The organism is Bacillus seohaeanensis (genome assembly GCF_042684945.1).
GTDB classification, from domain to species: Bacteria; Bacillota; Bacilli; order Bacillales; family Bacillaceae_B; genus Rossellomorea; species Rossellomorea seohaeanensis.
Window position 1 is genome coordinate 42284 of sequence record NZ_JBHUMF010000023.1, and the last position, 26933, is coordinate 69216.

27 protein-coding genes and 1 riboswitch are annotated in these 26933 nt (G+C 37.0%); of the genes, 5 read left to right on the forward strand and 22 right to left on the reverse strand.

Annotated elements, in window-relative coordinates; translation table 11 throughout:
- Positions 1-2: 2 nt before the first annotated feature.
- The 6 genes from ACFSUL_RS10010 to ACFSUL_RS10035 form a co-directional block, all read right to left on the reverse strand.
- On the reverse strand, positions 3-1154 hold the full coding sequence (locus tag ACFSUL_RS10010) for a thiolase family protein (RefSeq protein WP_377934970.1): 1152 nt from the start codon (positions 1152-1154) through the stop codon (positions 3-5).
- Complete coding sequence (locus ACFSUL_RS10015) at positions 1151-2617, reverse strand: AMP-binding protein (RefSeq protein WP_377934972.1); 1467 nt, start codon at positions 2615-2617, stop codon at positions 1151-1153. Before ACFSUL_RS10015 ends, ACFSUL_RS10010 begins: the two co-directional genes overlap by 4 nt.
- A gap of 235 nt (positions 2618-2852) precedes the next feature.
- Positions 2853-3416 (reverse strand): biotin transporter BioY, encoded by a 564-nt coding sequence (locus tag ACFSUL_RS10020; protein ID WP_377934974.1) that lies wholly within the window; start codon positions 3414-3416, stop codon positions 2853-2855.
- A gap of 362 nt (positions 3417-3778) precedes the next feature.
- Positions 3779-4513, reverse strand: coding sequence for an amino acid ABC transporter ATP-binding protein (locus ACFSUL_RS10025; protein WP_377934976.1), 735 nt, complete (start codon positions 4511-4513; stop codon positions 3779-3781).
- Positions 4514-4540: 27 nt separating this feature from the next.
- Positions 4541-5236: an amino acid ABC transporter permease gene (locus ACFSUL_RS10030; protein ID WP_377934979.1), complete on the reverse strand. Its 696-nt coding sequence runs from the start codon at positions 5234-5236 to the stop codon at positions 4541-4543.
- Entirely contained in the window at positions 5220-6035 is an 816-nt protein-coding gene (locus ACFSUL_RS10035) for an amino acid ABC transporter substrate-binding protein (RefSeq protein WP_377934981.1), read from the reverse strand. Before ACFSUL_RS10035 ends, ACFSUL_RS10030 begins: the two co-directional genes overlap by 17 nt.
- A 209-nt stretch (positions 6036-6244) precedes the next feature.
- Between ACFSUL_RS10035 and ACFSUL_RS10040 the strand changes: the two genes are divergently transcribed.
- The gene (locus tag ACFSUL_RS10040; protein ID WP_377934983.1) at positions 6245-6862 is read left to right on the forward strand and encodes an NAD(P)-dependent oxidoreductase; all 618 of its coding nucleotides are present in this window, start codon (positions 6245-6247) and stop codon (positions 6860-6862) included.
- Between the two features lie 123 nt (positions 6863-6985).
- Here ACFSUL_RS10040 and ACFSUL_RS10045 read toward each other — a convergent pair whose 3' ends face one another.
- The 11 genes from ACFSUL_RS10045 to ACFSUL_RS10095 all read right to left on the reverse strand — a co-directional run bounded on the left by ACFSUL_RS10045 (position 6986) and on the right by ACFSUL_RS10095 (position 14076).
- On the reverse strand, positions 6986-7759 hold the full coding sequence (locus ACFSUL_RS10045; RefSeq protein ID WP_377934985.1) for a DUF2935 domain-containing protein: 774 nt from the start codon (positions 7757-7759) through the stop codon (positions 6986-6988).
- Positions 7760-8063: 304 nt separating this feature from the next.
- Positions 8064-8378 (reverse strand): YbjQ family protein, encoded by a 315-nt coding sequence (locus ACFSUL_RS10050; RefSeq protein ID WP_071413237.1) that lies wholly within the window; start codon positions 8376-8378, stop codon positions 8064-8066.
- Positions 8378-8587: a sigmaY antisigma factor component gene (locus ACFSUL_RS10055; protein WP_377934987.1), complete on the reverse strand. Its 210-nt coding sequence runs from the start codon at positions 8585-8587 to the stop codon at positions 8378-8380. Before ACFSUL_RS10055 ends, ACFSUL_RS10050 begins: the two co-directional genes overlap by 1 nt.
- Complete coding sequence (locus ACFSUL_RS10060; RefSeq protein ID WP_377934989.1) at positions 8584-8916, reverse strand: YxlC family protein; 333 nt, start codon at positions 8914-8916, stop codon at positions 8584-8586. The genes ACFSUL_RS10055 and ACFSUL_RS10060 overlap by 4 nt, the downstream gene beginning before the upstream one ends.
- On the reverse strand, positions 8882-9433 hold the full coding sequence (gene sigY / locus ACFSUL_RS10065) for an RNA polymerase sigma factor SigY (RefSeq protein ID WP_377934991.1): 552 nt from the start codon (positions 9431-9433) through the stop codon (positions 8882-8884). The genes ACFSUL_RS10060 and sigY overlap by 35 nt, the downstream gene beginning before the upstream one ends.
- 89 nt (positions 9434-9522) lie before the next feature.
- Complete coding sequence (locus ACFSUL_RS10070) at positions 9523-9708, reverse strand: hypothetical protein (protein WP_377934993.1); 186 nt, start codon at positions 9706-9708, stop codon at positions 9523-9525.
- Positions 9708-10949, reverse strand: a complete 1242-nt coding sequence (locus ACFSUL_RS10075; RefSeq protein ID WP_377934995.1) for a dicarboxylate/amino acid:cation symporter — start codon at positions 10947-10949, stop codon at positions 9708-9710. Before ACFSUL_RS10075 ends, ACFSUL_RS10070 begins: the two co-directional genes overlap by 1 nt.
- A gap of 330 nt (positions 10950-11279) precedes the next feature.
- Positions 11280-12017 (reverse strand): ABC transporter ATP-binding protein, encoded by a 738-nt coding sequence (locus ACFSUL_RS10080; protein WP_377934997.1) that lies wholly within the window; start codon positions 12015-12017, stop codon positions 11280-11282.
- Positions 12014-12781, reverse strand: a complete 768-nt coding sequence (locus ACFSUL_RS10085; RefSeq protein WP_377934999.1) for an ABC transporter permease — start codon at positions 12779-12781, stop codon at positions 12014-12016. The genes ACFSUL_RS10080 and ACFSUL_RS10085 overlap by 4 nt, the downstream gene beginning before the upstream one ends.
- Entirely contained in the window at positions 12778-13071 is a 294-nt protein-coding gene (locus ACFSUL_RS10090; protein ID WP_377935001.1) for a thiamine-binding protein, read from the reverse strand. The genes ACFSUL_RS10085 and ACFSUL_RS10090 overlap by 4 nt, the downstream gene beginning before the upstream one ends.
- Before the next feature lie 12 nt (positions 13072-13083).
- Positions 13084-14076, reverse strand: a complete 993-nt coding sequence (locus ACFSUL_RS10095; protein ID WP_377935003.1) for an ABC transporter substrate-binding protein — start codon at positions 14074-14076, stop codon at positions 13084-13086.
- A 208-nt stretch (positions 14077-14284) separates the two neighbouring features.
- A riboswitch (TPP riboswitch) is annotated at positions 14285-14396 on the reverse strand.
- Positions 14397-14575: 179 nt separating this feature from the next.
- Between ACFSUL_RS10095 and ACFSUL_RS10100 the strand changes: the two genes are divergently transcribed.
- Positions 14576-15478 carry an aldo/keto reductase gene (locus ACFSUL_RS10100; RefSeq protein ID WP_377935005.1) on the forward strand — a complete coding sequence of 301 codons (903 nt, stop codon included), beginning with the start codon at positions 14576-14578 and terminating at the stop codon, positions 15476-15478.
- A 128-nt stretch (positions 15479-15606) separates the two neighbouring features.
- On the opposite strand, the gene ACFSUL_RS10105 is transcribed toward ACFSUL_RS10100, so the two are convergent.
- The 4 genes from ACFSUL_RS10105 to ACFSUL_RS10120 all read right to left on the reverse strand — a co-directional run bounded on the left by ACFSUL_RS10105 (position 15607) and on the right by ACFSUL_RS10120 (position 19598).
- On the reverse strand, positions 15607-16527 hold the full coding sequence (locus tag ACFSUL_RS10105) for a cation diffusion facilitator family transporter (protein WP_377935007.1): 921 nt from the start codon (positions 16525-16527) through the stop codon (positions 15607-15609).
- 62 nt (positions 16528-16589) lie between these two features.
- A complete protein-coding gene (locus tag ACFSUL_RS10110; RefSeq protein ID WP_377935009.1) occupies positions 16590-18686 on the reverse strand; it encodes a heavy metal translocating P-type ATPase in 2097 nt (698 codons plus the stop codon).
- Positions 18679-19050: an ArsR/SmtB family transcription factor gene (locus ACFSUL_RS10115; protein WP_377935012.1), complete on the reverse strand. Its 372-nt coding sequence runs from the start codon at positions 19048-19050 to the stop codon at positions 18679-18681. The genes ACFSUL_RS10110 and ACFSUL_RS10115 overlap by 8 nt, the downstream gene beginning before the upstream one ends.
- 221 nt (positions 19051-19271) lie before the next feature.
- Positions 19272-19598 carry a hypothetical protein gene (locus tag ACFSUL_RS10120; protein ID WP_071413250.1) on the reverse strand — a complete coding sequence of 109 codons (327 nt, stop codon included), beginning with the start codon at positions 19596-19598 and terminating at the stop codon, positions 19272-19274.
- A 317-nt stretch (positions 19599-19915) separates the two neighbouring features.
- Here ACFSUL_RS10120 and ACFSUL_RS10125 point away from each other — a divergent pair, with 317 nt between their 5' ends.
- Positions 19916-21214: a hemolysin family protein gene (locus tag ACFSUL_RS10125; protein WP_377935014.1), complete on the forward strand. Its 1299-nt coding sequence runs from the start codon at positions 19916-19918 to the stop codon at positions 21212-21214.
- A gap of 257 nt (positions 21215-21471) precedes the next feature.
- Positions 21472-22932 (forward strand): catalase KatA, encoded by a 1461-nt coding sequence (gene katA / locus ACFSUL_RS10130; protein WP_377935016.1) that lies wholly within the window; start codon positions 21472-21474, stop codon positions 22930-22932.
- A 328-nt stretch (positions 22933-23260) separates the two neighbouring features.
- On the opposite strand, the gene ACFSUL_RS10135 is transcribed toward katA, so the two are convergent.
- A complete protein-coding gene (locus ACFSUL_RS10135; RefSeq protein ID WP_377935018.1) occupies positions 23261-24865 on the reverse strand; it encodes a flotillin family protein in 1605 nt (534 codons plus the stop codon).
- Positions 24866-25206: 341 nt separating this feature from the next.
- On the opposite strand from ACFSUL_RS10135, the gene ACFSUL_RS10140 reads away from it, so the two are divergent.
- Positions 25207-26844, forward strand: coding sequence for an acetolactate synthase large subunit (locus ACFSUL_RS10140; RefSeq protein WP_377935020.1), 1638 nt, complete (start codon positions 25207-25209; stop codon positions 26842-26844).
- The last annotated feature ends 89 nt before the right edge of the window (positions 26845-26933 follow it).

Consider the following 26933-nt stretch of genomic DNA (forward strand, 5'->3'; position numbering starts at 1 on the left):
ATTTATGAACGTATCCTTTCAAATAACGCAGCCAATCCAATCCCTCCACCAATACCTAATGTAGCTAATCCCATTTCCCCTGACTTTCTTGCTTTCATTTCATGAAATAAGCGGGTAACAAGGATTGCACCAGATGCACCATACGGATGACCCAGTGCTAGGGCACCGCCCCCTACATTTACTTTTGATTCATCGATCTGTAACTCTCGAAGGGAAGCAAGAACTTGTGACGCGAATGCTTCATTAAATTCCACTAGGTTAATGTCCATAATGGAAGTCTCTGTTTTTGTTAGAAGCTTTTGAACCGCGGGGATAGGTCCAATTCCTAATAAATTCGGGTCCACTCCTGCAACACTGCTGTCTCTAAACTTAAGTACTGGGGTAAGACCAAATTCCTCACACTTTTCTTTTGATAAAATTAACACGATGGCAGCACCGTCGTTTATCGGACAGGCGTTTCCGACTGTTACTGTTCCATTTTGTTTGAAAACCGGTGGTAATTTGGAAAGTCTTTCAATAGTTAAATTATTTCTTGGACATTCATCTCTTATATTATTTCTTATAGGGGTAATTTCGTCCTGAAAGCGTCCATTTTCAATAGAGGCTAATGCTTTCTTATGACTATTACATGCATATTTATCTTGATCTTTTCGTGAAACTTGATATTTTTCCGCAACGTTTTCCGCCGCCACCCCCATCTCAGGATCTCCAATTGTATCAGGTGAAAATTTTGCTCTTGAATAAAGGCGTGGTGGCTTTTGGCTAAATAAATTATCAGGCTTTTCCAATCGCCACGGAGCTCTACTTGTACTCTCCACTCCGCCAGCTAAATAAACGTCTCCTGCACCCGCTTGTACGAAACGGCAGGCAGTAATAATTGCTTCAAGTCCTGATCCACATTGTCGATCAATTGTCATTCCCGATACCGATAATGGCAGCCCTGCCGATAATGCAGAAAGTCTGGCAATATTTCCACCTGGCCCTACGACATTTCCTAGTACTACATCATCAATAGAATCTGGATCAATTTTTGAGCCTTTTACTATGTCTTTTAAAACTTCTGAAGCGAGATATTCTGGGTTTGCATTTTTTAGAACACCACCGACTTTTCCAATCGGAGTCCTTTTTGCATAAACAATAAAAGCCTCCCTCATACTAAAATCTCCAATCTGTATTTTGTTGCGTTACGATCAATTTTTCCAGTTTTCGTAAATGCCAATTTATCTGTTTGAATAAACTGTTTCGGAACCTTAAAAGAAGCAAGATACTTCCTACAAAAATCCTTCAATTCATCATCTGCAACAGTATTCATTGCGTTTTTCCAAATAACTGCAGCTACCACTTTTTCTCCCCAATAATTGTCAGGCATTGAGAATACAAATGCTTGCTCAATATCCTTATGTGATTGCAAAACCTCTTCTACTTCTTCTGGAAACACCTTCAATCCGCCAGATTTAATCATATTGCTTTCTCTGCCAACCAAATATATGTATCCATCTTCATCTTGATAACCAAGGTCTCCAACCGTAGCTCCATTCTTCGTTAAAACATTTACAGTTTCTCTTTCATTATTTAAATAACCTGAAAATAACATATTACTCGAAAGGTAAACCTTCCCAACTTTTCCTTGAGATACTTTGTTTCCATTGTCATCTAGGATATTTAGTGAAACGCCAGGAAACATACTGTGACCCTTTTCCTCTTCCGCAATATACTCTTTATACATGACAAAGCTTAATTCAGATGCACCATAATATTCGAATAATTTAGCATTTGGAAACAATGATTTTGTTTTCTGTTTAGATTGCCTAGACCATTCTGAACCTGACACGATAAAAGTCTGCAAATGGGAAGGAATTTGCTCCGCATCTTTATATAGATTAATAATTGCCTCTATCATTGTTGGAACAGCAATTAAAGTATCTATACCTTCTCTAGCAATCCTCTCTACTACTACTCTTGAAGAAAAAGAATTGCTGACATGAATAGTTGTCCCAAGGTGAAGAGCATGAACCGCAGCAAATAAACTAAGTGAGTGAAATAGCGGACCTGGTGAAAAAACGATACTGTTTTTATGTATAGGAAATACCTGTTCACAAACAGCAAAACTCTCCAACCAAGATTGATGATTTCGGAAAAATCCTTTTGGCTTTCCCGTAGAACCGGATGTAAAACCGATATAAAAATAGAAATCACTGTCCACTTTTGGTATTTCGTTTTGCCCGTCTTGAAGGTTAAATTCATTGAGGTTTGATAGTAAAATAGTCTTTACATCATAGAGAAAATCCTCCACTTTTTCTACAATAACAAAGTCTGGTTGTGCAATTCCAAGTGCATGCTCCATTTCTTCGTCAGTCCATTTACTATCTAACGGGATAGCGCTCCAACCATTTCTAATAACCGAAAAGAAAATAACCAAAAACAAGGCCGGTTCCTCTACAAAAATTCCGACTCGTTTTTTAGATATTCCGCTATATGCAATCATCTCCCTCTGTAATCTTTCTACAGCATAGTGAAATTCTCCATATGTATATGTTTTATTATCTGAAATAATCGCTAGTTTATCTGGATATAAAAAGCTGTGTTCTTCTAAAAGTTCTCCAATGTATGACTCCATATTTTCCTCCGTTTTAAGGATTTTCCCCTCAAATTTTTACTTGGAAATATTTCTTTTTAGTAAGGCTCTTTTCTTAGAGGTTGTTGTTTTTACTTATGAACTTTGCCCGTTGCTTTCCGCAGGAAGAGAATCAAGCTCCCTTCTGCTTCAACCAACTCAGTTTTCAGCTAAAAAGCAACACTCTTTACAAAAACATCCTTTAACCAAATTACAGTTGCTGAAAAAAGCGGTTGTTTTATGCAGCCTTTTGTTCTTTTATAAACCTTGCAACAGGGGCTGTTTTACGAAGTTGCAGGGCGATTACTCCAGCAACCACTGCTTTTAAGCTGTCGCCAGGGATATAAACTAAAGCAGAGATAGCCGCCTCCTGCCAGGAAAGTGCTGAAACAAAAGATAAATAAGTTATCCCACCTAAATAAATAAAAAGGATTCCACCGACGTAATTAAATAGCACCATATTCCACATTTTTAATCTTTCTTTGTAACGATCAACAAGAAAACCGATTATAAAAGCGGCAATTGGCCAACTCAATATGTATCCCCCACTTGGTCCAATCAAAGAAGGCAGTCCACCTCGCCCACCAGATAATATTGGTACACCTATTCCAACCAGTAAAACAAATAATCCCATACTTAGCCCACCCAACCTTGCTCCAAGAATTGCTCCAGCTAGCATGACACCAAATGTCTGGGCAGTAATTGGAACAGGCGTAAATGGTAACGCTATAGGTGGTAAAATCCCTAACGCCGCAACGATAGAAGTAAACATAGCTACTAGAATCATATTTTTCAGTTTCATAGGAAGTCCCTCCAATTGTTTTTCTATATTTCAAAATATACTGGATTCACCATAATTGTCAACCCATTAACCGAATTAGTTAACATTAAAAATAAAAAAAGAGTAAAAGAAGTCTACTCAGCAAACTTCTTTTACTCTTTTTTATTTAACTCCAGTGGCTCGAGGCATAAGCCAAGCAGCCCCAGAAGACAAAAGGCGCCTTTCCGGGATGTTGCTCAAGCCACCTTCGCTTTTCTTTTTGTCCAGCTACTGCGGCTAACTCGCTGTGAAAAAGATGATTCCCCTCTAAAGGCAAAAGGCGCCTTTTAAGGGGAATCCCTATTTTCTTCGCGAGCTGACCGAGCCGCCTTCGCTTTTCTATTCTATTGAATAAGATTTAAGAATTGACGAGTTCGTTCATTTTTAGGATTTTCAAATACTTCATTTGGTTTTCCTTGTTCGACTATATATCCGCCATCCATAAAAATTACTGTGTCAGCAACTTCTTTTGCGAATCGCATTTCATGAGTGACGACTACCATTGTCATCCCTTCTTCTGCAAGGTCTTTCATTACTTTCAACACTTCTCCGACAAGTTCGGGATCGAGTGCAGATGTAGGCTCATCGAACAGCATTACTTTTGGTTCAATTGCTAGAGCTCTTGCAATCCCTACCCGTTGCTGCTGCCCACCTGATAATTGAAATGGATAATAGTCTACTTTGTCACCAAGTCCAACTTTTTCTAAAAGATTAATGGCTTTTTCACGAATTTCACTTTTTGAACGTTTTTGGACTGTAATAGGTCCTTCCATTACATTCTCTAGTGCCGTCATATGTGGAAAAAGATTATAGTTTTGAAAAACCATTCCTGTTTTTCTACGAAATTTCAATAAATCTTGCTTTGATACTTTTCTACTAAATTCAACCTTTAAGTCTTCTATCGTAACGACGCCATCATTAGGTAATTCAAGAGCATTCAAACAGCGAAGAAACGTTGTTTTTCCAGATCCAGATGGACCGATTAAGACAATAACCTGTCCTTGTTCCACATTAACATCCATACCTTTTAACACTTGTAAATCACCGAAGTTTTTTTTCAAACCTTTAATACTAATCATCAGTCTGCCCCCTCTCCTTAAAAAGAATTATTTAGCAATATACCTATCAAGCCTTGTTTCAATCCTATCTTGAATAATAGTTAAAATAAAACACATTATCCAATATAAAAAGGCAGCCTCCACATACATTAATAAGAACTCATAGTTTGTTGCTGCAATTTCTTGAGCCTTACGAAATAGCTCTGTTACTAAAATCAAAGAGGCTAAAGACGTATCCTTTACAAGACTAATAAATGAGTTCGACAGTGGCGGAATAGACACTCTTGTTGCTTGCGGTAAAATAATTCTTTTTAATGCTTGAGCGTACGTCATCCCAATAGAATAACCAGCTTCCCATTGTCCTTTTGGAATCGATTGAATAGCAGCACGTACTATTTCTGACGAATAGGCACCTACGTTTAACGAGAAAGCAATGATAGCCGAAGGAAAAGGATCAAACTTTAATCCAAGATTAGGAAGTCCATAAAAAATAATAAATAGCTGTACTAATAAAGGTGTTCCACGAATTGCCGATACATACACTCTTGCAACACCACGAAAAATTTTAACGCTCGATAATCTTGCTAACGCTGTTACGATAGCTAAAATCATCCCTAAAATAAAAGAAATAATTGTTAGAGGAATAGAATAATACAAAGCCCCCTTAATCATTGGAAGCAGGGAGCTTTGTATTATATCAAACATGGCTTCAGGATTTTGAAAAATACTACTTAGGAGATACATCTTCCCCGAACCATTTCTCAGAAATTTCTTGGTACGTACCGTCGTTCATCATTTCCTCTAACGCTTTATTTACTTCTTCTACTAATTTGTCGCTTCCTTTTCTAAACATCAAACCACTTTCAGAAGCTTCTCCCGCTTCTGCTGTAATTTTGATATTGGCATCTTTTTGTTTATTTAAATAGTCCAAAATAGATATTTTGTCGTTTACTGTAACATCGACGCGCCCTTGTTCAAGTAATTGGACTGCTTGTGCTAACCCTTCAACACCTTGAATAGTTGCACCATTTTTCTCTGCAATGTCCTTATAGTTACTTGTCAATGATTGAGCAGACACGAGCCCTTTAATATCTTCGAATGATTTTACTTTATCATTGTCTTTACTTGTTACAACAACAGCTGTTGATTCAATATAAGGTACGGAAAAGTCATATTTTTCTTGACGATCTTCACGAATCCCTACTTGGTTTGCTATCATATCAAAACGCTCTGAATTTAATCCTTCAAACATTGCATCCCACTGTGTTTCTCGGAATACAGGTTTTACTCCTAAACGATCTGCTACTTCGCGAGCAATTTCTACGTCAAAACCAGTAAGTTCTCCTGATTCATCATGAAATGTAAATGGAGGATATGTACCCTCTGTTCCAATTAACAGTTCTCCATCCTCTTTCACTTTATCGTAAAGTGACTGTTTACCTTCATCAGAAGATTGCTCCTTTTCTTCTGTATTACCTCCGCATGCTGCCAATAGAATCGACAATGCAACGAGTAAAATAAACGATAATTTCCATTTTTTCATTTGTTAAACCCCCATTAAACTTATCGGAATTAATAGTATGAATGTTATCATAAAACGCACCTACCTAAATGTCAACGGAAAATCCTCTGATTTCAAGATGTTCAAAAATTTAATTTACTTTCTTATCTATAAATAGTTTGCTCAAATATGTAAAAATCATCAGAATTAGTTAAAATGAAAATAATTAATTTACAAATTGGAGGAAAAAAATGAAGATAGCTATATTCGGAGCAAGCGGCAGGGTAGGTTCTGTTGTCCTTAAGAACGCACTTCAATATGGACACCATGTCAATGTATTAGTAAGAAATCCACAAAATATAAACCAACACCAAAATGTCACCATTCATAAAGGTGATGTACTTCAAAAAGAGGATGTTGAGAAAGTAATAGAAAGTTGCGACGCTGTTATTAGCTGCCTAGGCACAGATAAAAATGACACCCTTTCAAAAAGTATGCCAATTATAGTGGAGGCGATGCGTAAGAATCATATCGAAAGAATTGTCACAGTCGGAACTGCTGGAATTTTGCAATCTAGAACCTCCCCTAGGCTTTATCGCTTTCAATCAAATGAATCAAGACGTAAACGTACAAGGGCTGCGGAAGATCACTTAAAAGCATTCCTTATCCTCCAATCGACGAAACTAGACTGGACGATTGTATGTCCGACCTATTTACCTGACGGAACACGCAAAGGGGGGTACCGCACGGGAAAAGATTATTTACCCGAAGAAGGAAAAAGCATTTCAATTTATGACACGGGAGATTTTGTATTCAGCCAATTAGAAAGCAGTTCTTTTTTACATTCTAGAGTTGGGATATGCTATTAGAAATCAATAGACAAACTTTAATCAGTAGGGTATTACTGCCGGTTAATACGGGACAGAACAAGGGCTGGCTATTTTATTCTGTGCCAGTCCTCTCTCCCACTTTTTTCTTATTAGCTGAAATTTTCATTCCCTACGATACACCTTCTCCGCTTCTGCAACTTTTTGTATATAATAGGATTCCTCTCGGTACATATGATCTGCCATTTGAGCGGAAAAGCTTCCAAGTACTTCTTCCTTCATTTCCATTTCTTCTAATTCTTCTAAAAAGATTTGAAAAAGTCTTATTTCAATGTCCACATCATCATTAAACTTTCGAAGGGCAGGAAATGTTCTAATATTCGCTCTTAAGTAGTTGGCAAGCTCTATTGCTTTAAGATAAAATTCATTAAATTGTTTTTCAAAAATAAGCCCTTTTTGTCTTAAGTCTTTTTCGGCTAAATCAACCGTTCCCGAAATTGCTCCAGCATGCCCTGCAGCGTCTGAGAGCCAAAGAAGATGATGGTGTAATTCGTGAAAAATTGGCGGTCCTTCTCCGTTTTTTAAATACCCTAACACTTTCTCGTATTCTTCTAATTCATTCACCATATGGTTTATAAAAGTAGGGCCGAAATGAATCTTAATTTCCCCTTGTAACTGCCGCTTAATAATCGAAAGTTTAAATTCTTTTAACGCCTTCACTTGTGGTGCTACTTGCTTACTAAGTTGTCTTAATTGATCCTTTGATAGCGATGGTAATTTTTCGAGCTCCTTTATAAAATACTCTTTAAAATGGACAGCTTTCGCTATATCTTCCTTTTCTTTATGATGAAGTGCCCCTTCTAAAAAAATGCTATGGTCTCGGAGTACTTTTAACCAAAAGTCATGTTCAAAAAGTGCTTTCTCTACATAACTAGTCAACGTATCGAACCTCCTCTTAATAGGCAAACAATATTTCTCTGATTTTAAGTAACCTATACATTTTATTCATTAAAATTAAAAGGAATGTCACAAACTTTCTTAAAATAGGGCTCTTTTCTCACAGATTGTTGTTTTTACTTATGAACCTTGCCCGTCGATTTCCATTAAAAAGCAACAATCTTTACGAAAACAGCCTAAAATAAAGAACCCACAAAAATAAGACCGGTGCCTCGCACCGGTCTTATTTTTGTAATAACATGTTGAATAACCTATATTTAACTAACGTACAGTCCTATGCCGGCATTTATTCCACCACAACAGCTGTTCCATATACAATAATTTCCGAAGCATTTTGCATGACGGCTGATGTCTCAAAGCGGACGGTAACAACAGCATTTGCACCAATTCTTTCTGCTTCTGCAATCATGCGATCGACCGCTTTATTTCTAGCCTCTTCCATCAACTCGCTATATTCGCTAATTTCACCGCCGACAATTGTTTTTAGTCCTGCCATGATATCTTTTCCAATATGTTTAGCCTGCACAGTACTCCCCCTAACAAAGCCTTTAAGCTCTCTAATTTCTTTACCTGGCACACTTTCCGTCGTTACTATAATCATTAAAATTCCTCCCTATGTTTATTTCTCTTCCAAACTTTTCTTGCAAATAGTAAATAAAAAATAATTGGAAACGGACATTGTATTAATCCCCATAGTCCCCAAAACCAATAATTATGTCCTCTTTTCCTTGCATCTGTGAAAAGAAAAATACTTTGAATAAGCAAAAGGATAATAACAAAAGGCAAAATATACAATTCCTCTTTTGTCATATTTTCTTCACCTGCTTCAAAAAAGAAATACTGCTGAATGCTGTCGCCAATATAAATACCGCTCCTTGGATAATAAGGAAGAGGATAGGCAGTTGAAGTAATGTAATGGCAAAAGCTGTAAGGACAAGGCATGCAACACATAAAAATAATAATATATCTTTTTTTAGTTTTGAACGCTGTAAGCTTTGTTGTTCGATTACAAACTGTTCAAACCACTGCTGAGTCGGAGTATCTTCATCTATATTTTTTTCTAGCGGTTCAAAACCTTCCTTGAGCAATTTATCCAATTGTCCCTCATCTCTTTGTTCGGATGATAGACTCTTCTTCATCTATTCTCAACTCCTTTCTCAACCAAGTAATTCCGTTGTGAACTCTCGACTTTACTGTACCTTCAGGAATCTTTGTCATTACACCTATTTCCTCATAAGAATACCCATAATAATGCTTCAAAATAATAACTAATCTAGTATCATCAGGCAACTTGCCAAGAGCTGCGAGCACGTCATTCCAGTCTTCATTACGAGACTCGAGTTCCCATTTTAACTTCCGGTAATCAGATTCCTCCTTCTGCCAATTTTGTTCCTTTTTTCTTTTTCTTTGCTCATCAATATACTTATTTGTAGCAATAGTAATCAGCCATGAAGAAAATTTTGATTTTCCGTTATATTGATGAATCTTTTCCACACATTTTGCCATCGTTTCCTGTGCCAACTCTTCCGCTATATCTCGCTTCAGCGTTATTTTTATCAAGTATTTTAAGAGAAATGGATAGTTTTCTTTAAACAGAAGAGCAAACGCTTCATGATCCCCTTTTTTTGCCTTTTTAATTAGCTCTTTCTCTTCCATCTCTTTAATCCTTTCTTATCACATTGATAGTGAATATCATTTATTAGACGTACAAATAAGAAATTCGTTCAAAAAAATTATATTTTTTTCTACTCTTCCCTTTTTTCCACTAATTTAGTGTTTCCTCCTATTATATGAGAATGAATTATTTTACTGCCATCCATCGATAATTCCTTTCTCATTATATATAGCGTAATAATACAAATAAGCATTTTCTTTGAAAATAATGCATGCAAAAAGGCTGGCAAATAAGCTGCCAGCCTTTTTGTATACATTATTTTTCACCTTTTTGTTCCTTAATTGTACGTTTTTTCTCTGACTCTCCAACAAATAAGGCACAACTAGCATCTCCAGAAATATTGACTGCTGTTCTTGTCATATCAAGCAAACGGTCAATTCCTAAAATAAGCCCTATTCCTTCAACAGGCAGACCAACACTGCTTAATACCATCGCAAGCATTATTAATCCGACTCCTGGAACACCTGCTGTACCAATACTAGCAAGCACTGCTGTTAAAACCACTGTAATAAGCTGTTCTAAACTCAAATCTATTCCATATACTTGAGCAATAAAGATAGTTGCAACCCCTTGCATAATTGCAGTCCCGTCCATATTGATTGTTGCTCCAAGCGGCTGAACGAAAGAACTAACTGATTTAGGTACGTTCAACTTATTTTGAGCAATATCCATTGAAACAGGCAATGTAGCACTACTGCTTGATGTACTGAATGCAACCGTCATCGCTGGACTGAAATTTTTAAAGAACCAAATCGGACTCTTCTTCGCTAGGAAGAGAATAGTACCTCCATACGTTACAATAGCGTGAATAATTAAAGCAGCAAACACGACAATAAAATATAGTCCCATTGCTTTTAATGCACCGAAACCTTGACTCCCAATAGCAGATGCTATTAAACCGAAAGTACCATAAGGAGCAAACTTCATTATGAGTCTCACAAGATACATTAACACATCATTAACTTGTTCAAATAAATTTAAAACACCTTTTGTTTTTTCCCCTAATGCCGTTAAGCCTAAACCAATAAAAATAGAGAATGCAATTATTTGTAGCATGTTTCCTTCTGCCATTGCCATTAACGGATTTGCCGGAATAATGCCTAATAACGTCTCTCCAACAGGCGGTGCTTCTTCCGTTTCAAATTCTGCTTGAGACTTGTCAATTCCTTCTACCATTCCAGGATCCGTCACATACGCTAGACAAATTGCGATAACGATGGCAATACATGTAGTAACCAAAAAGTAAGAAACCGTTTTCACACCGATTCTTCCGAGTTTCTTCGGATCTCCTAGCCCTGCTGTACCTAATACGATGGATACAAATACAATTGGAACTACAAGCATTTTGATTAGATTTAAGAAGATTTGACCGAGGGGATTAAATAAATACGGGTCTAAAATGTCGAATAGATCTTTTGCAAATAAATTTAATACCAAACCAATAATTGCACCTAAAATGAGTGCAATAATAATCTTCGCTGTTAAGTTCAATTTCATAGATGGTCCCCCTTAGAATAAAAATTAGATGGTAGATGAGAAACTCTCTACCTTTCTATTTGTTGATCATGGCTAATTAACTTAAAAAGCAAAATTTTTCTGACTCTTCAGCTTATTATGCAACTAGCTAATCACATCACTTTATTATACATACTTTCTCAATTTGAGCGAAGTAAATAAAAAGAAAATAGGATAAATTACCTATATAGTAGAAGGGATTTGATATATCCCATTTGGTATTTATCCCTAATTAATATCATGAACCTCTTTCAAAATCACTACCCTTAAATAGGTATATTTACTTAGAATAACTATTTCTTTATGAGAGTTTTATACGTATTGAGAGAGTTCTTTATAGATTTTCGTTTTCCATTGCAAAAATTCTTCGGTTAATAGTATTTCTTCTTTTCTTGGTCGCGAGAAGGGAACATGAAATTCTTTTTGTACAGTCGCAGGCCTTCTCGAAAGTACAAGTATTCGGTCTGATAAAAATAATGCTTCTTCGATATTATGTGTAACAAATAGTACAGAGCTTCTATCCTCTTCCCAAATGGACAACAGCCATTTTTGCATATCGAGTCGTGTAAATTCGTCCAATGCAGAAAATGGCTCATCCAAGCAAAGGAACGTTTGCGGACTCAGCATCGCTCTGACAAAGGCCGCTCTTTGTTTCATTCCTCCTGATAATTGATGAGGAAAGGCATTTTCAAACCCTTTTAATCCTACCCTTTCCATCATATTAATTGCTTCTTTTTTATTTTTCTTTCCTTTTAATTCTTGTCCTAATAACACATTTTCTAATACTGTTCTCCAAGGAAAAAGGGAAGGCGTTTGTGGCATATAACTAATCGAGCCTCTTTTTCCAATAATAGATTGCCCATCTAATAAAATATCCCCGCGATCGGGACGATAAAGTCCGCCAATCAAGTGAAAAAGTGTACTTTTCCCGCTCCCAGAAGGACCTAAAATCGAAACAAACTCCCCATCATTCACTTGTAAAGAAAGGTTATTTAACACGAAGTTTTCTTGAAATGATTTTTCTATTGTTTTAATTTCTAGTGTTGTCATGTAATATCCTCACCTTTAGTTCGCCACTTAATCAACCAACGTTCTAATACAACGATTATTGCAAAAAATACCAGACTTAATATCATAATAGTAAAAATAGCTACAAATACCCTATCTGTTCGGAAAGAAGAAGAAGCAAGTGTCATAAAAACGCCAATACCTTTTTCCGATCCAAGCCATTCAGAAATAACTGCTCCCATAACACTATAAGTAGCAGAAATTTTTAGTCCAGAAAAAATCGATGGCAATGCATGTGGCCATTCAAGTTTTTTAAAAATTTGACCTTTCGTTGCTCCAGCCATTTTCATATAATGAATAAGTTCTGATCCGGTTTGTCTAAAACCATCAAGAGCAGCAACTGCTACAGGGAAAAAGCAGACAAGTGTAATAACAATCATTTTCGGCAATAATCCAAACCCAAACCAAATAACAAGTAATGGTGCAAGTACAATAATTGGAATGTTTTGGGACAGAATTATTAATGGGTATAGTGACTCTCTTACTTTCGGCAACAAATGCAATGCAACTGCGACGAGTAATCCTGTTGCGCAACCAATTCCGAAGCCAGCAACTGTTAACATAACAGTTGCAAGGAGATGCTCCTCGAAAGTTGGCCATACTGTGATAGTTTCTTTCCATATTTCAGACGGTGCAGGTAAAAGCCAACTAGGGACTTCGGCAAAATTCGTTACAAGCTCCCATATGAGAAATAAAAGGATGATGACCAAACATGGTCGCCACCCTTTTTGAAAAATTCGTTTCATGGACGATATTTCTCCGTAAGTGTTTCCATCTCAATCCCCTCAGGCTGATAAAGCACTTTAATCTGTGAGATTACATTGGTACTGCCGATTTCAATCATTCGCTTGTTCATCTTTTCTATAACGTGAAACAATTCCGAAAGTTCTCCCTCCATCGTTGTTTCTAAAGGATGTACTTCAAACTTTACTCCAGACTGCTTTATAATCGAAATAGCTTCATCTACATATGGAATAACATCTTCTCCATTTTGTGTTTTCGGTATTATTTGTATACTAACTAGCGAGTTCCCCATTAATACCACCCCTTATTTTGGTAAAAATTCATTTGTAAATGCTTTTTTCGCATCCAACTTTTCTTCTAACAGTTTGTTTTCATACATCCAATTTGCATAGTTTTCCCATACTTCAAGCTTTTGTTCTCCCCATCTCGGTGCATCGTCTTGATATCGATTTGCAAGCCACTCTTGACTTTTCTTTACTAACTCCTCATCTAAATCAGGTACAGCATCGCTTAATATGTTAGCTGCTTCACTAGGATCGTCAATGGCAACTTGATATCCTTTTGATGCAGCTGCTAAGAACGCTTTTATTGTTTCAGGATTTTCCTTCACCATTTTTTCATTTGTTGATAGAACAGGAGTGTAGTAGTCGAGCTTGTCAGAATACTCATTTACGTATAACATATCTAGCTCTTCTCCTCGTAATTCTGCTTCAATTCCAGTCCATCCATAATAAATCCATGCAAAATCAACGTCCCTTTTAACAGCTGTAAAAAAGTCAGCGTCACCCATATTAACAAATTTCACCTTGTCTATATCAGCATCTTCCTTTTTCATAATGGAAGCCATAACTGCCTCTTCAACAGGAGAACCCCAGCCACCATATGTTTTGCCTTCAAAATCTTTTGGTGAAGTAATATTTTTTTGTTTTGGAGCTGCAAAACCAGAAGTATTATGCTGAATAACAGCCGCAATGGAAACAATGGGAACACCTTCTACTCTAGCTTGTGTAATACCCTCTTGATAACTAACACCAAACTCTGCTTTACCAGAAGCAACAAGCTGGTCAGCGCCAGCTTCCCCCGGCATAATAATGTCAACATCAAGCCCTTCCTCTTTAAAATAGCCTTTTTCTTTCGCTACATATAACCCAGTATGATTTGTGTTTGGTGTCCAGTCCAATACTACCGATACTTTCTTAAGCGATTCCTTTTCTCCCTGTGAGCCTTCTTCCTTTTGTTGGCTTCCGCATGCTGTCAATAGAAACACAACACATAGGATACTAATCCACTTTTTCATCTTCTTTCCCCTTTCTTATGTATGTAAACGATAAAAAATTTCATAATAGAACTAATATGTGGGGATAACGAGAATTCAACCGAGAATTCAACTGTTAAATACAGCTATTATTTCAACAGGTGAATACTAGAATAAAATCACCTGTTGAATACTAAAAGCGCCCCGGGTTTCGTGAACCCAAGGCGCATATTTCTAAAACAGGTAAAGTTACTGTTAAGAATATGTTTCCTCCGCTGGTTTCAACCAGATCAGGTTCCAAGGGTTAGTGTCTTATTAGGACACACTCTCAACCGGCAACACCGGTCCCCCTACAATTCTCGCTCTATTTAAATGGTTTTAAACGTTTACTTCATGAAATACTTTGCCACACATACTATAATTTTTCAAGAATTTTCCCGTAAATCCTATTCCAATTCAATCATTTAATTTCCCATTCACTTTCTATTATTATACAGTTTATATTAGCCACAAATATTCTGAATGAAAAGAGGTTTTCTTAATGGAAAGAATTCAAATGACGGAAGAATTATCTTTTTCAAGAGTTATACATGGGTTATGGAGACTAGCGGACTGGAATCAATCTACTTCGGAAACGTTATCGTTAATCGAACATTGTTTAGAGCTTGGCATTACTACTTTTGATCATGCTGATATATACGGAAGCTATACTTGCGAAGCATTATTTGGAGATGCTATCCGTGAGAAACCTTCATTAAGAGAGAAAATGGAGATTGTAACGAAATGCGGAATCGTGCTTCCTTCTAGTAATAGACCTGCTCACAAAACACATCACTATAATACAAGCAAACAACATATCATCCATTCTGTTGAACAATCTTTAACGAATCTAAATACAGATTACATAGATACGCTATTAATTCACAGACCCGATCCTTATATGAACCCTGCAGAAGTTGCAGACGCCTTTATTCAACTACAAAAAGAAGGGAAAGTTCATACATTTGGCATTTCCAACTTTAAAGATCACCAATGGGATATGCTTCAATCCTTTTTACCATTTGATTTAGTAACAAATCAACTCGAACTTTCTGTCTACAACTTAGAAAACTTTGATGACGGTACATTAAATTTATGCCAAGAAAAGCGGGTAGCTCCGATGGCATGGTCGCCTTTAGCTGGCGGAAAAGTTTTTAACGGTAAAGATGAGAAATCAAGCCGCTTACGTTCCACATTACAAAAAACAGCCGAAGAAGTTGGAGCAAAAGGAATAGATCAAATTATGTATGCATGGTTGTTAAATCATCCCGCAAACATTATGCCGATTATTGGTTCTGGAAAAAAAGAACGTATCACAGATGCCGTCCAAGCATTAACAATCGAATTAAATCATGATCAATGGTTTAACATTTTGCATAGTTCAATGGGACACGAAGTACCATAAGCTACTTAAATGGAAAGAAGGAATAGGCTACTGGGGCCTACTCCTTCTTTTTACAAGAGCTGCAGTATTTCAACAAGCATTATACGATGTATGCGTACTATTTTTTGCTGTAAAAAATTCTCGTTTTATCACTCACTACTTAACGTACAAGAATGATGACAACCTTCTTTTACAGTCTCTCCCTCAATTTGAATCGTACAATGTTCAATATTAAACTCTTTTTCAAGATACGAGGATATTTTAGCTAACATATCGTCTCTATTTACTGTATCGTCTACAACTACATGACAACTAAATGCAGGAAAATCAGAGGTAATCGACCAAACATGTAAATCATGAAGATCTTTTACGCCTTGAAATGATTGTATCTCCTTTTTTATCGCCAAAGCATCTAAATTGGCTGGTGTACCTTCCATCAATATATGAAATGCATCCTTCGTAACTCTCCATCCACTTATTAAAATAAGAACCGATACAATGACAGATGCCAATGAATCGGCAAGTGTCCAATCAAAAAAGTAGATAAAGACCCCAGCAATAATTGCTCCGACGGACCCAAGCATATCACCTATGACATGAAGAAAAGCACTTCTCACATTTAAATTATGCTCTGTATCACCTTTCATTAACATCCAAGCAACAATAATGTTCACGACAAGTCCAATGATTGCAATAAACATCATATTGGCAGAAACAGACGGTGGTTCTAAAAATCGATTATATGCTTCCCAAAATATATAAAGCGAAATTAGCAAAAGTGTGAGCCCATTTAAAAATGCTGCAAGGATTTCAAACCGTTTGTATCCATACGTTTTCGCTTTATTAGATGTTTTTTCTCCAACGTAAAAGGCAAATAAACTTAATCCTAATGCCGCTGCATCACTTAACATATGCCCTGCATCGGAAAGAAGCGCTAAACTATTTGTCAAGATGCCTCCTATTACTTCGACTATCATAAATAGGAAAATTAATAGGAAACTAATAAACAATACTTTTTTATTCGTTGAATGTCCATGATGATGGTGACCATGGTCGTGATGACCGCTCATAAACAATCCCTCCCTATATCAAAACTACTCAATCAGTAAAATCGTGACCCACTAGCGGATAGTTATTGTTTAACTCGTAATAGCCTTAAACCATTTAACGTTACAATTAATGTTGCTCCCATATCAGCGAATATTGCAATCCACAGTGTAAGCCAACCAGGAACAACAAGCAGCAATGCGATAATTTTGATTCCAATCGCAAACGTTATATTTTGCTTAATAACCGTTAGTGCTTTCCTACTCAATGTTACGATAAAAGGTAGTTTCTCGAGGTCATCACTCATCAGTGCGATGTCTGCCGTTTCAAGCGCAGTATCCGTACCTGCCCCACCCATTGCAACACCAACGGTCGCAGCGGCAAGTGCAGGAGCATCATTTACACCATCTCCTACCATCGCGACTTTTCCATATTTTTTTTGATAAGATTTTATAAAATCTAATTTTTGTTCTGGCAATAAACTAGCCTTTATATCTTTCACCTTTAATTTTGCTGCGATTGCTTCCCCTGTAGCTTCATTGTCTCCAGTTAACATAATTGTCTGTTTAATCCCTAAACGATGAAGCTCTTCTATAACATTTCTACTTGTTTCTCTTGCTTCATCAGCAACACCGATGAGCGCAAGCGGGTGATTTTCCTTTCCAAAGACCATTACTGTTTTTCCATTCAACTGCAAATCCTTGATTTTCTGCTGAGGAACAGCATCAAAAAGTTTTTCATTCCCGATAAAATATTCCGCACCATCTATATCTCCACTGATGCCCTTTCCTGTATGGGATAAGAAGTTAGTTATAGAAATGTTTCGAAAATCAATATTATTTTCCTCCGCTTTTCTTACTAATGCAGCAGCTAATGGGTGCTGTGAGTAAAATTCGAGTGCCGCAATTTTACTCCAAACCTCTTTCTCATCCAGGTTCTCTAATAAAATGAAGTCAGTTACTTCTGGTGTTCCTTTTGTTAATGTACCCGTCTTATCAAAAGCAATCGCTTTTAATTGTCCTAACTCTTCTAAATAAACTCCACCTTTAATTAATACCCCTTTGCTGGCTGCGTTTCCTATTGCGGTAACAATGGAAACAGGGGTAGAAATGACTAACGCACAAGGACAGCCAACAACGAGTACTGCTAATCCTTGATAAATCCATGTTGACCATTCAAGCCCCATCACTAACGGTGGGATGAGCGCAACAAGAAAGGCGATTCCAATAATGATTGGTGTGTAGTATTTTGCAAACCGATCAACAAAAGCTTGCGATGGAGCCTTTTCTCCCTGTGCTTCTTCGACTAAATGGGTGATTTTCGCAAGCGTTGTATCTTCAACTCTTTTTGTCACTCTCACTTTTAAATAACCTTCTGCATTTAATGTTCCTGCAAAAACATCATCACCTAAAGATTTCTCGACAGGAACGGATTCACCAGTAATCGCAGCTTGGTTGACAGAAGAGAGGCCACTCTCTACTTGTCCATCCATCGCAATTTTTTGCCCCGGTTTGACAATCATAACGTCGCCTATTTGAATATCTTCCACTTCAATAAGCTGTTCTTTACCGTCCCGTTCAATAAGTGCCTCACTAGGTGCGAGGTCAATTAACGACCGAATTGATTCACGGGCTTTGTCCATAGAGTACGCCTCTAACCTCTCACTTATAGCGAATAGGATAACGACAATCGCCCCTTCTCCCCATTCACCTATTATCGCTGCTCCTATTATGGCGATCGTCATCAATGTTCTCATATCAAACTCAAGACGTATCAAATTAAGTAAGCCAGTCTTAAATAAACGAAATCCTCCGATAGCTATCGCGGAAAAAAATATCGCTATTGTCCACAAGGAATCTTCACCATTAATAGTTTGTGAAACGTAAGCAAATACGACAAGTATACAAGCTAATAACACGTACATATTTCTTTTTAAGAAGGAATCTCTTTTCACAAATTGTTTATCCCTGTCTTCCCTTAACTTAAGACCTTCGAATGCACCTGCTTTTTCTAAACTTTCTATTGTGGTGTTTCCATAAACCGTAAGCTTTGAGGCACCAAAGTTAACTTTTGCATCCTCGACACCTTCTAAATTTTGAACATTATTTTCGAATTTAGCTGCACAATTTGCACAAGTAAACCCTTCTACTCTGTATGTTTGTTTTGCATTACTTTCACTCATCGCGACTATCCACCTCCTGCTGATGCTCTACAGCAATTTGAATTAACTGTTTTACATGGTGGTCGTCAAGGGAATAATAAACAAGCTTTCCCCTTTTTTCATATTTAGCAAGACCTTGTTTACGAAGTAAGCGCAAATGATGAGATGCTGTCGCTGTCGAAGAACCAACGATATTCGCTACATCGCACACACATAATTCTTTTTCAACTGCCAAAGCATAAGCAATTTTCATTCGCGTACTATCTGATAAAGCTTTGAACAACACTGCAACTTTATTCGTATTATGAGTAAGTAGCTCTTCTTTTAATCTGCTCACCTTCTCCTCATCAACGCATGTTACTTCACAAACTTCTATATCCTTCATCTGAATCACCTCAACATTCAAAAGTTCTTTTGAATATAGTATATGACAGAGAACTCAAACGTTCAAACATTCTTTTGAATAATAATGACTATATTAATTTCTGGGATAAGGTAAAACTTGGATTCATTTTACTAGAGGCATTGGTTTAAGAATAATATCGTTGGGACAACAAAAAAAGACTGCGCGTGAGTAAACAAACTCACGCGCAGTCTTTTTCCTAATTAATTTTGTTGAAGCTTCTTCTCTTTTTTCATAAAGAAATCAAGGCCTACCCAATAGGCAACCGAAATTATCGCATAAATTCCTATCGAAAAGTAAATATCTTCTGTTTTCCAGTCAAGGCCAGGAAGAAATAGACCAAGCACTCCTGAAAGAATGTAATATCCACCTATTAGCTGCAAGTATAACTTCTTAGCATTTGAGTCGGAATTCTCCAAGTATCCTTTTCCTGCTTTTCCAAAGAAAATAGCAATCCCTCTTAAAATGAGGTAGACCGAAAAGGCGATGACTATTGAAACAATGATATTCTGATTAAATACATCAGCCATAATCGTTCTCCTTTCAAATTACTTTTTATCCTGCATTAATGGACAGTAACCCCCACTAATTGAAGTTTCACTTTATAATCAAAAAAATTGTTTTGTCCAAGATAATTACTTATGATTGTATCATAATTTACACTGTAAAAATTATTTAAAAATTACTTTTTGGGAATTGATAAGAGTACAATACTTTTAAAAGGATATACTCTTGATACCTTAATTTCAAGAGTTTCCAACACGATATTTTTTACTATTTAATGACACTTAAGCTTTAGGAGGTGTTAGAAGCTGAATCATTATCATTGTGAAACAGCTTCCACTCATTGGACAATTTAATTAATTTACTTTTGGTCACCCTTTTAATAGGATTAACTGGCTTTTTTGTAGCATCCGAATTTGCCATTGTGAAAATTCGTGCATCCCGACTCGATCAGTTAGTTGCAGAAGGAAATAAAAAAGCTGTAGCGGCAAAAAAGGTCGTCTCAAACCTTGACGAATATTTATCGGCTTGCCAGCTTGGAATAACTATTACTGCCTTAGGATTGGGATGGCTTGGCGAACCAACGGTCGAAGCAATACTTCATCCTCTTTTCGAAAAGGTGGACCTAAACTCTTCCATCACAAGCATTCTTTCTTTTGTCATTGCTTTTTCTGTTATCACGTTTGTCCATGTTGTTATCGGAGAACTTGCACCGAAAACAGTAGCAATTCAAAAAGCAGAGACCATTACACTTAACTTTTCTGGCTCATTGATTCTCTTCTATCGGGTTGCTTTCCCATTTATATGGGTGTTAAATAATTCTGCCCGACTTATTACTAAATTGTTCGGTCTGAAATCGGTTAGCGAAAGTGAAATGGCCCATTCAGAAGAAGAATTAAGAATTATTCTTTCTGAAAGCTTTGAAAGCGGCGAAATCAATTCTTCTGAATATAATTACGTAAATAAAATATTTGACTTTGATGAGAGAATCGCAAAAGAAATTATGGTTCCGAGGACAAATATTGTTACTCTCTCAGCAAATTCGGATATCGACGAAGTTGTTTCCGTCATCAACTCTGAACGCTATACACGCTATCCTGTTGTAGATGGAGATAAAGATAACATTCTAGGTGTAGTGAATATAAAAGAGCTTTTGACAACACTTGTAGATAAGGAAACAGAAGAAGCAAACCTTCAAAGTTTCACTAAACCGGTTATAAGAGTGATCGAGACCATTCCTATTCAATCCTTACTCGTCAAACTCCAGAAAGAAAGGTCTCCGATGGCCATCTTACTTGATGAATATGGCGGTACAGCAGGACTTGTGACAATTGAAGATATCATTGAAGAAATAGTTGGGGAAATACGTGATGAGTTTGATAATGACGAAATTCCGGAAGTTAGGAAAATAAAAGAAGATCATTATATATTTGATGCAATAATGCTGATTGAAGATGTAAATGACCTGCTTGGTATTGAGTTAGAGGAAGAAGACGTAGATACAATCGGCGGGTGGTTCCTTACACAAAAGTATGAAGTTCAACTTGGCGATAAAATAGAGGAACAAGGCTATTGTTTTACAGTTAAAGAAATTGATGGTCATCATATACTATATTTGGAAGTAATAAAATTACCTTACTAACCACTAGACAGGACTTGCCATACGCTCGTCCTGTTTTTCTTTTCTCACTATAAGCCTTTTCTTCTCATTCCACTGCTTTTTTAATATTTCCAAAATAAGAGTCATAGACTAATATAAGGACCAAGATAATAGATTTGCTTTTCTACTATAATGATTATAATTTTTATTTATTTATAATTATTATAAAAAGATATTGATTTTTTATTGAAAAGTGTTATCATTATTTTTGTACTAATAAACTTGGTGGGGTGATTTTTATGAGCAAAAATAATAAAAAACTTACAACTAGTTGGGGAGCACCAGTCGGAGACAATCAAAACTCCATGACAGCCGGTTCTCGTGGACCAACATTAATTCAAGATGTTCATTTACTAGAAAAATTGGCTCATTTTAATAGAGAACGAGTACCTGAGCGTGTTGTTCATGCCAAAGGTGCAGGAGCACATGGATACTTTGAAGTAACAAATGACTTAACAAAATATACAAAAGCTAACTTTCTTTCCGAAGTAGGTAAACGAACTCCTTTATTCATTCGTTTCTCTACAGTAGCCGGCGAGAACGGATCTGCTGACACTGTTCGTGATCCACGCGGATTTGCTGTGAAATTTTATACAGAAGAAGGAAACTACGATATCGTAGGAAACAACACACCTGTATTCTTCATTCGTGATGCGATTAAGTTCCCGGATTTCATTCATACACAAAAGCGTCATCCACAAACTCATTTAAAAAACCCTAATGCTGTTTGGGATTTCTGGTCTCTTTCACCTGAGTCATTACATCAAGTAACGATTCTAATGTCAGACCGCGGTATTCCTGCTACCTTGCGTCATATGCATGGATACGGAAGTCATACATTCAAATGGGTAAATGCTGATGGTGACGGAGTGTGGGTAAAATACCACTTCAGAACAGAGCAAGGGGTCAAAAACATAACAGAAGAAGTTGGAACACGTATTGCAGGCGAAAATCCTGATTATCATACAGAAGATCTATTTAATGCAATTGACAAAGGCGACTTCCCTAAATGGAAACTATACGTGCAAATCATGCCGTTAGAAGATGCTAATACTTACAAATTTGATCCGTTTGATGTTACAAAAGTTTGGTCACAAAAAGATTATCCGCTAATTGAAGTTGGTAATATGGTACTAAATAGAAATCCAGAAAACTATTTTGCTGAAGTAGAACAAGCAACGTTCTCTCCTGGAACATTAGTGCCTGGTATTGATGTTTCTCCAGATAAAATGCTTCAAGGACGTTTATTCGCATATGCTGATGCACACCGTTATCGTGTCGGTGCAAATCACAACTCATTGCCAATCAACCGTCCAAAAAATGAAGTGAATACTTATCAACGCGATGGTCAAATGCGTGTAGATAACAACGGCGGAGGTTCCGTTTATTATGAACCAAATAGCCTAGGAGGCCCTAAAGAATCTCCTGAAGATAAACAGGCTGCATACCCTGTTTCAGGTGTAGCAGAGAATGTTGCATATGATCATAATGACCATTACACACAAGCTGGAGATCTTTACCGTCTCTTAAGCGAAGAGGAGCGTACACGTCTCGTTCAAAACATTGTCGGTGCAATGAAACCTGTCGAAAGCGATGAAATCAAACTTCGCCAAATCGGCCATTTTTATAAAGCTGACAAAGAGTATGGAACACGAATTGCGGAAGCCCTTGGCTTATCCGTACCGCAAGAGGTTAAATAATTCGCTGTACCCATTCTCAATTTTATTCTCATATTCTCAATTAAAAGATATCTGCCATTGGCAGATATCTTTTTTAGTGGCTTAAGTACCATTCATTTTGTTTGTAAATGAGAAAACAGGAGGTTCAAATGCTATTTGTCATTTTTTCATTGCATTAGGTATCTATTTATTAGACTGTTTTCGTAAATTTTGTTGTCTAACGGTACTCGACCGTGCCTTTCCAATCCACTCTGTGTTTTCAACTGTTGTTAAAAGCAACAACCTTTTAGAAAACAGCCATCTATTAAAAAGCCTTGGACCACTTATATAGCCCAAGACTTTTTATCTACTATTCTTTTTCCTTTTGACTAATTATATCTTGCGTTCCCTCTTCTTCCTTTTCACTTTCAAGGGGTTCAGTGACTTCTGTTAAACCTTTTACAGATTCACTCTTTTGATTCGTAACCTCTTTTTCACGAGATAATCTCTCCTCATTTGGTTCCGCTTGAATTTTTCCACTTTTAGTAGAAGAGCCTTCAAAATTGTTCACTTTTCCTCTAGATACAAAGCTTTCTAGCATCGCCTTTAGATCCATTCCTGTCGATTCTTTTAAGCTTTCTTGGAGACCAGCCATAGTTTTTGTTACATTGCTCGTAACTTTTGCTGATCCACCGTTGGACTCTGCGCCTCCCATATCAATTATTTTCATTTCATCAATTTGGGATAATGGTTGTGCTATTTCGCGGGCATACTTAGGAAGCATATCAATAAACATTTCTAGAATAGCCGCTTCCCCATATTTCTCCATCGCCGCTGCCATTAGCTCTTTTGCCTCTGCTTCTGCACGACCTCGTTCGCGAACTACTTCTGCTTCCGCAAGACCTTTTTGCTTTTCAATAGCCGTTTTCGTTTCCCCGTCAATTCGGGACTTTTCAGCTTCTGCTTCTGCCTTAGCTTTAATATCATAAGCATCAGCATCCGCCTGTGCTTTACGACGTTTTTGTTCTTCTTCTTCTAACGAAACTTGACGCTGACGTTCAATATACTGAACTTGCATCTCTTCTTCTTTTACTTGTTGGTTAAGACGGGCTTGCTCTAAGTTATATGCTTGTTCAGAACGTGCTCTTGCTCTTTCGACTTCTACTTTATATTCAGCATTTTTAATATCTTTATTCTTTTTGGATTCTGCAATAATTGTTTCCCGTTTAATTTCATCTTCTTCTGCTTCTTGATCTGTTTTCGCGCGATGCATTCTTGTCTCGCGCTGTGCGTTAGCTTCTGCGATGTCGGCATCTTTTCTTGCCTCAGCAATTCTCGGTCTGCCCAGCGCTTCAAGATAGCCATTTTCCTCATCGACATCCTTTATTTCTTTTAAGGAAAACGAGGTAATTTCAAATCCGAGGTTTTTCAAATCTTCTTCCGCAATGCTTTTCACTTTTTTATTAACAGATTGAAAGTCTTTATAAATTTCATCAACTGTTAAGGACGAAATGATTGCCCGCAAATGACCTTCTAATACTTCTGTTAATTCATTTTCTTTTTCCTTTTGGCTTTTTCCTAAAAACTTTTCAGCGTAGTTAGCAACAATTTCAAGCTTGCTGCCAATGCTTATTTCCGCTACACTGTGACCTTTTATCGGTACCCCTTCCGATGTATATGCTTCAGGTGAAACAATATTAAGTTGAAAAGAAGTTAAATCGATTGGTGTACTTGTTTGGAACATTCTTAATCGGATTCCGCCACCACGCACGATTTTCATGCTTCTACCATTTTCATCAACAAAAATACGATTATCTTTTTCAGGATCACCTAATTTAGGACCAGTAACGATAAGTGCTTGATTTGAACTTGCGGTTTTGTAGCGTCTTTTAAAAATAAAGAAACCTATTCCCCCACCAATTAACAATAGAAAACAAATAATTCCAAGTATAATTAACCAAATAAACTGCATCATATAAAAAGTCCCCCTTCTAATATTTAGTAATGAAAAATTAGAAAGCCTACATATACCACTCCTAAAGCTTGATAGTGTATAAATTTTCCTAGTATAACATTTCCTTCACCTCTATATACGGTTAAGTTACAAAAAGGTTTCAATATTGTCAGAATATAATGTGCAATTAGTTTACTAAATTAGAATTTCTGAGGAGACAACTGCACATTAAATAGCATTTCTATTTTAAGAAGTAAGGATCGGTCTATATCTACTCCACTATTTTTCTAAAAATAGTTTAAAAAATTTTTTTATACAAAAAATACGCAGAGAACTGAACTAAACTGTAAAGGATGTTTATTATGAGAGTTGCTGAATTACTAGTTAAGTGTCTTGAACATGAAGGGGTGAAATATATCTTTGGTGTACCTGGTGAAGAAAATATCGACATCATGGATGCCCTTCTTGATTCAAATATTGAATTTATTTTAACTAGACACGAAACAAGTGCTGCTTTTATGGCTGGCACATATGGAAGACTCACGGGTAAACCAGGTGTTTGTTTAGCGACATTAGGTCCTGGTGCAACCAATCTTTTAACGGGTGTAGCGAATTCCAACATGGACCTTAGTCCACTCGTAGCATTAACTGGGCAAGCAGGTTTAGAACGTCAACATAAAATCTCTCACCAATATTATGATTTAGTTTCAATCTATGAACCCGTTACAAAATGGAATGCTCAGATTAAAACGACAGAAATTGTACCTGAAGTGGTTCGTAAGGCCTTTCAAGTGGCTACTCAAGAAAAACCTGGTGCCACTCATATCGATATTCCTGAAGATATTGCGGCTATGGAACTGGAAATGGACGCCACTCCATTAGAAATCACCCAGCACCCCTTATCAGAAGCAGGTGATCAAGTTATACAGGAGGCTGCTAAAATCATTGAACAGGCGAAGCATCCACTTATTTTAGCAGGAAATGGGATAACTAGAGGGAATGCCTCCGACAGTTTGCATGCACTAGTTGAAAAAACAAACATACCTGTTGTTCATTCTTTTATGGGGAAAGGAGCACTATCTTGGGAAAATGAACTTAGTTTACTTACGGCAGGAATGGGCGGAAAAGATTATATTACTTGTGGCTTTAAACAATCCGATTTAATTATTGCTATTGGTTTTGACATAGCGGAATATCCTCCAAAAAACTGGAACCCCGAAGCTGCAACGAAAGTTTTACACATTGATACAGAAGAAGCAGAAACCGATGCCAATTATCCCGTTGCATTAAATGTGCTTGGCAGTATCAATGAAAACTTAAAAAAGTTAAACGAGTCACTTTCTCCTAAAGAAAGAGATAATAATTGGGTGAAAAATGTGCGCAAAGATGCACTAGCTGAATTAGACCAATTTAAGGATGACGTAAGCTTCCCAATTAAACCACAGAAGATCGTTTCAGATTTACGGTCTGTTTTAAATGAAGAAGATATTGTGATATCTGATGTTGGTGCCCATAAAATGTGGATGGCTAGAATGTACCATACGTATCAACCAAACACTTGTCTAATATCAAATGGTCTGGCATCTATGGGGGTAGCCGTCCCTAGTGCAATTGCTGCAAAAATGGTGCATCCAAATCGTAATGTCGTTGCTGTTTGTGGAGACGGCTCCTTCCAAATGACAAGTGCCGAGCTTGAAACAGCCAAGCGTCTCCACCTTCCAATTATCGTTCTATTATGGAGAGATGAAGGATATGGGCTAATCGAATGGCATCAGCAGAAAAAATTCCAACGTTCTTCCTATATAAAATTTGAGAACCCCGATTTTATACAACTTGCAAAATCATATGGGTTTGAAGCAATGCAAATACAAAAAGGCGAAGAATTAAAACCAACTTTAGAAAAAGCAATTTCCTTAAATAAACCTGTACTAATCGATTGTCCAGTTGATTATAGAGAAAACATGAAATTAACAGAAAAATTAGGAGACGTACTTTGTTAATAAAAAAGCGGAAGCGGCTTGGGTAGAGGCGACAAGCATAAGACGAGCATCCCGGAAAGGCGCCCTTTGCCTTTTTGGGATGATTGGCT

What these genes read in the sequence shown, in the direction of transcription:
- ACFSUL_RS10105 (WP_377935007.1), bottom strand. Translation starts at nt 16,527, where the DNA reads ATGAGCGGTCATCACGACCATGGTCACCATCATCATGGACATTCAACG.
- ACFSUL_RS10030 (WP_377934979.1), bottom strand. Translation starts at nt 5,236, where the DNA reads ATGTATCTCCTAAGTAGTATTTTTCAAAATCCTGAAGCCATGTTTGAT.
- ACFSUL_RS10060 (WP_377934989.1), bottom strand. Translation starts at nt 8,916, where the DNA reads ATGAAGAAGAGTCTATCATCCGAACAAAGAGATGAGGGACAATTGGAT.
- sigY (WP_377934991.1), bottom strand. Translation starts at nt 9,433, where the DNA reads ATGGAAGAGAAAGAGCTAATTAAAAAGGCAAAAAAAGGGGATCATGAA.
- ACFSUL_RS10010 (WP_377934970.1), bottom strand. Translation starts at nt 1,154, where the DNA reads ATGAGGGAGGCTTTTATTGTTTATGCAAAAAGGACTCCGATTGGAAAA.
- ACFSUL_RS10035 (WP_377934981.1), bottom strand. Translation starts at nt 6,035, where the DNA reads ATGAAAAAATGGAAATTATCGTTTATTTTACTCGTTGCATTGTCGATT.
- ACFSUL_RS10095 (WP_377935003.1), bottom strand. Translation starts at nt 14,076, where the DNA reads ATGAAAAAGTGGATTAGTATCCTATGTGTTGTGTTTCTATTGACAGCA.
- ACFSUL_RS10080 (WP_377934997.1), bottom strand. Translation starts at nt 12,017, where the DNA reads ATGACAACACTAGAAATTAAAACAATAGAAAAATCATTTCAAGAAAAC.
- ACFSUL_RS10055 (WP_377934987.1), bottom strand. Translation starts at nt 8,587, where the DNA reads ATGACAAAAGAGGAATTGTATATTTTGCCTTTTGTTATTATCCTTTTG.
- ACFSUL_RS10075 (WP_377934995.1), bottom strand. Translation starts at nt 10,949, where the DNA reads ATGAAATTGAACTTAACAGCGAAGATTATTATTGCACTCATTTTAGGT.
- ACFSUL_RS10020 (WP_377934974.1), bottom strand. Translation starts at nt 3,416, where the DNA reads ATGAAACTGAAAAATATGATTCTAGTAGCTATGTTTACTTCTATCGTT.
- ACFSUL_RS10085 (WP_377934999.1), bottom strand. Translation starts at nt 12,781, where the DNA reads ATGAAACGAATTTTTCAAAAAGGGTGGCGACCATGTTTGGTCATCATC.
- ACFSUL_RS10090 (WP_377935001.1), bottom strand. Translation starts at nt 13,071, where the DNA reads ATGGGGAACTCGCTAGTTAGTATACAAATAATACCGAAAACACAAAAT.
- ACFSUL_RS10120 (WP_071413250.1), bottom strand. Translation starts at nt 19,598, where the DNA reads ATGGCTGATGTATTTAATCAGAATATCATTGTTTCAATAGTCATCGCC.
- ACFSUL_RS10115 (WP_377935012.1), bottom strand. Translation starts at nt 19,050, where the DNA reads ATGAAGGATATAGAAGTTTGTGAAGTAACATGCGTTGATGAGGAGAAG.
- ACFSUL_RS10015 (WP_377934972.1), bottom strand. Translation starts at nt 2,617, where the DNA reads ATGGAGTCATACATTGGAGAACTTTTAGAAGAACACAGCTTTTTATAT.
- ACFSUL_RS10140 (WP_377935020.1), top strand. Translation starts at nt 25,207, where the DNA reads ATGAGAGTTGCTGAATTACTAGTTAAGTGTCTTGAACATGAAGGGGTG.
- ACFSUL_RS10110 (WP_377935009.1), bottom strand. Translation starts at nt 18,686, where the DNA reads ATGAGTGAAAGTAATGCAAAACAAACATACAGAGTAGAAGGGTTTACT.
- ACFSUL_RS10135 (WP_377935018.1), bottom strand. Translation starts at nt 24,865, where the DNA reads ATGATGCAGTTTATTTGGTTAATTATACTTGGAATTATTTGTTTTCTA.
- ACFSUL_RS10070 (WP_377934993.1), bottom strand. Translation starts at nt 9,708, where the DNA reads ATGTATACAAAAAGGCTGGCAGCTTATTTGCCAGCCTTTTTGCATGCA.
- ACFSUL_RS10100 (WP_377935005.1), top strand. Translation starts at nt 14,576, where the DNA reads ATGGAAAGAATTCAAATGACGGAAGAATTATCTTTTTCAAGAGTTATA.
- katA (WP_377935016.1), top strand. Translation starts at nt 21,472, where the DNA reads ATGAGCAAAAATAATAAAAAACTTACAACTAGTTGGGGAGCACCAGTC.
- ACFSUL_RS10040 (WP_377934983.1), top strand. Translation starts at nt 6,245, where the DNA reads ATGAAGATAGCTATATTCGGAGCAAGCGGCAGGGTAGGTTCTGTTGTC.
- ACFSUL_RS10025 (WP_377934976.1), bottom strand. Translation starts at nt 4,513, where the DNA reads ATGATTAGTATTAAAGGTTTGAAAAAAAACTTCGGTGATTTACAAGTG.
- ACFSUL_RS10050 (WP_071413237.1), bottom strand. Translation starts at nt 8,378, where the DNA reads ATGATTATAGTAACGACGGAAAGTGTGCCAGGTAAAGAAATTAGAGAG.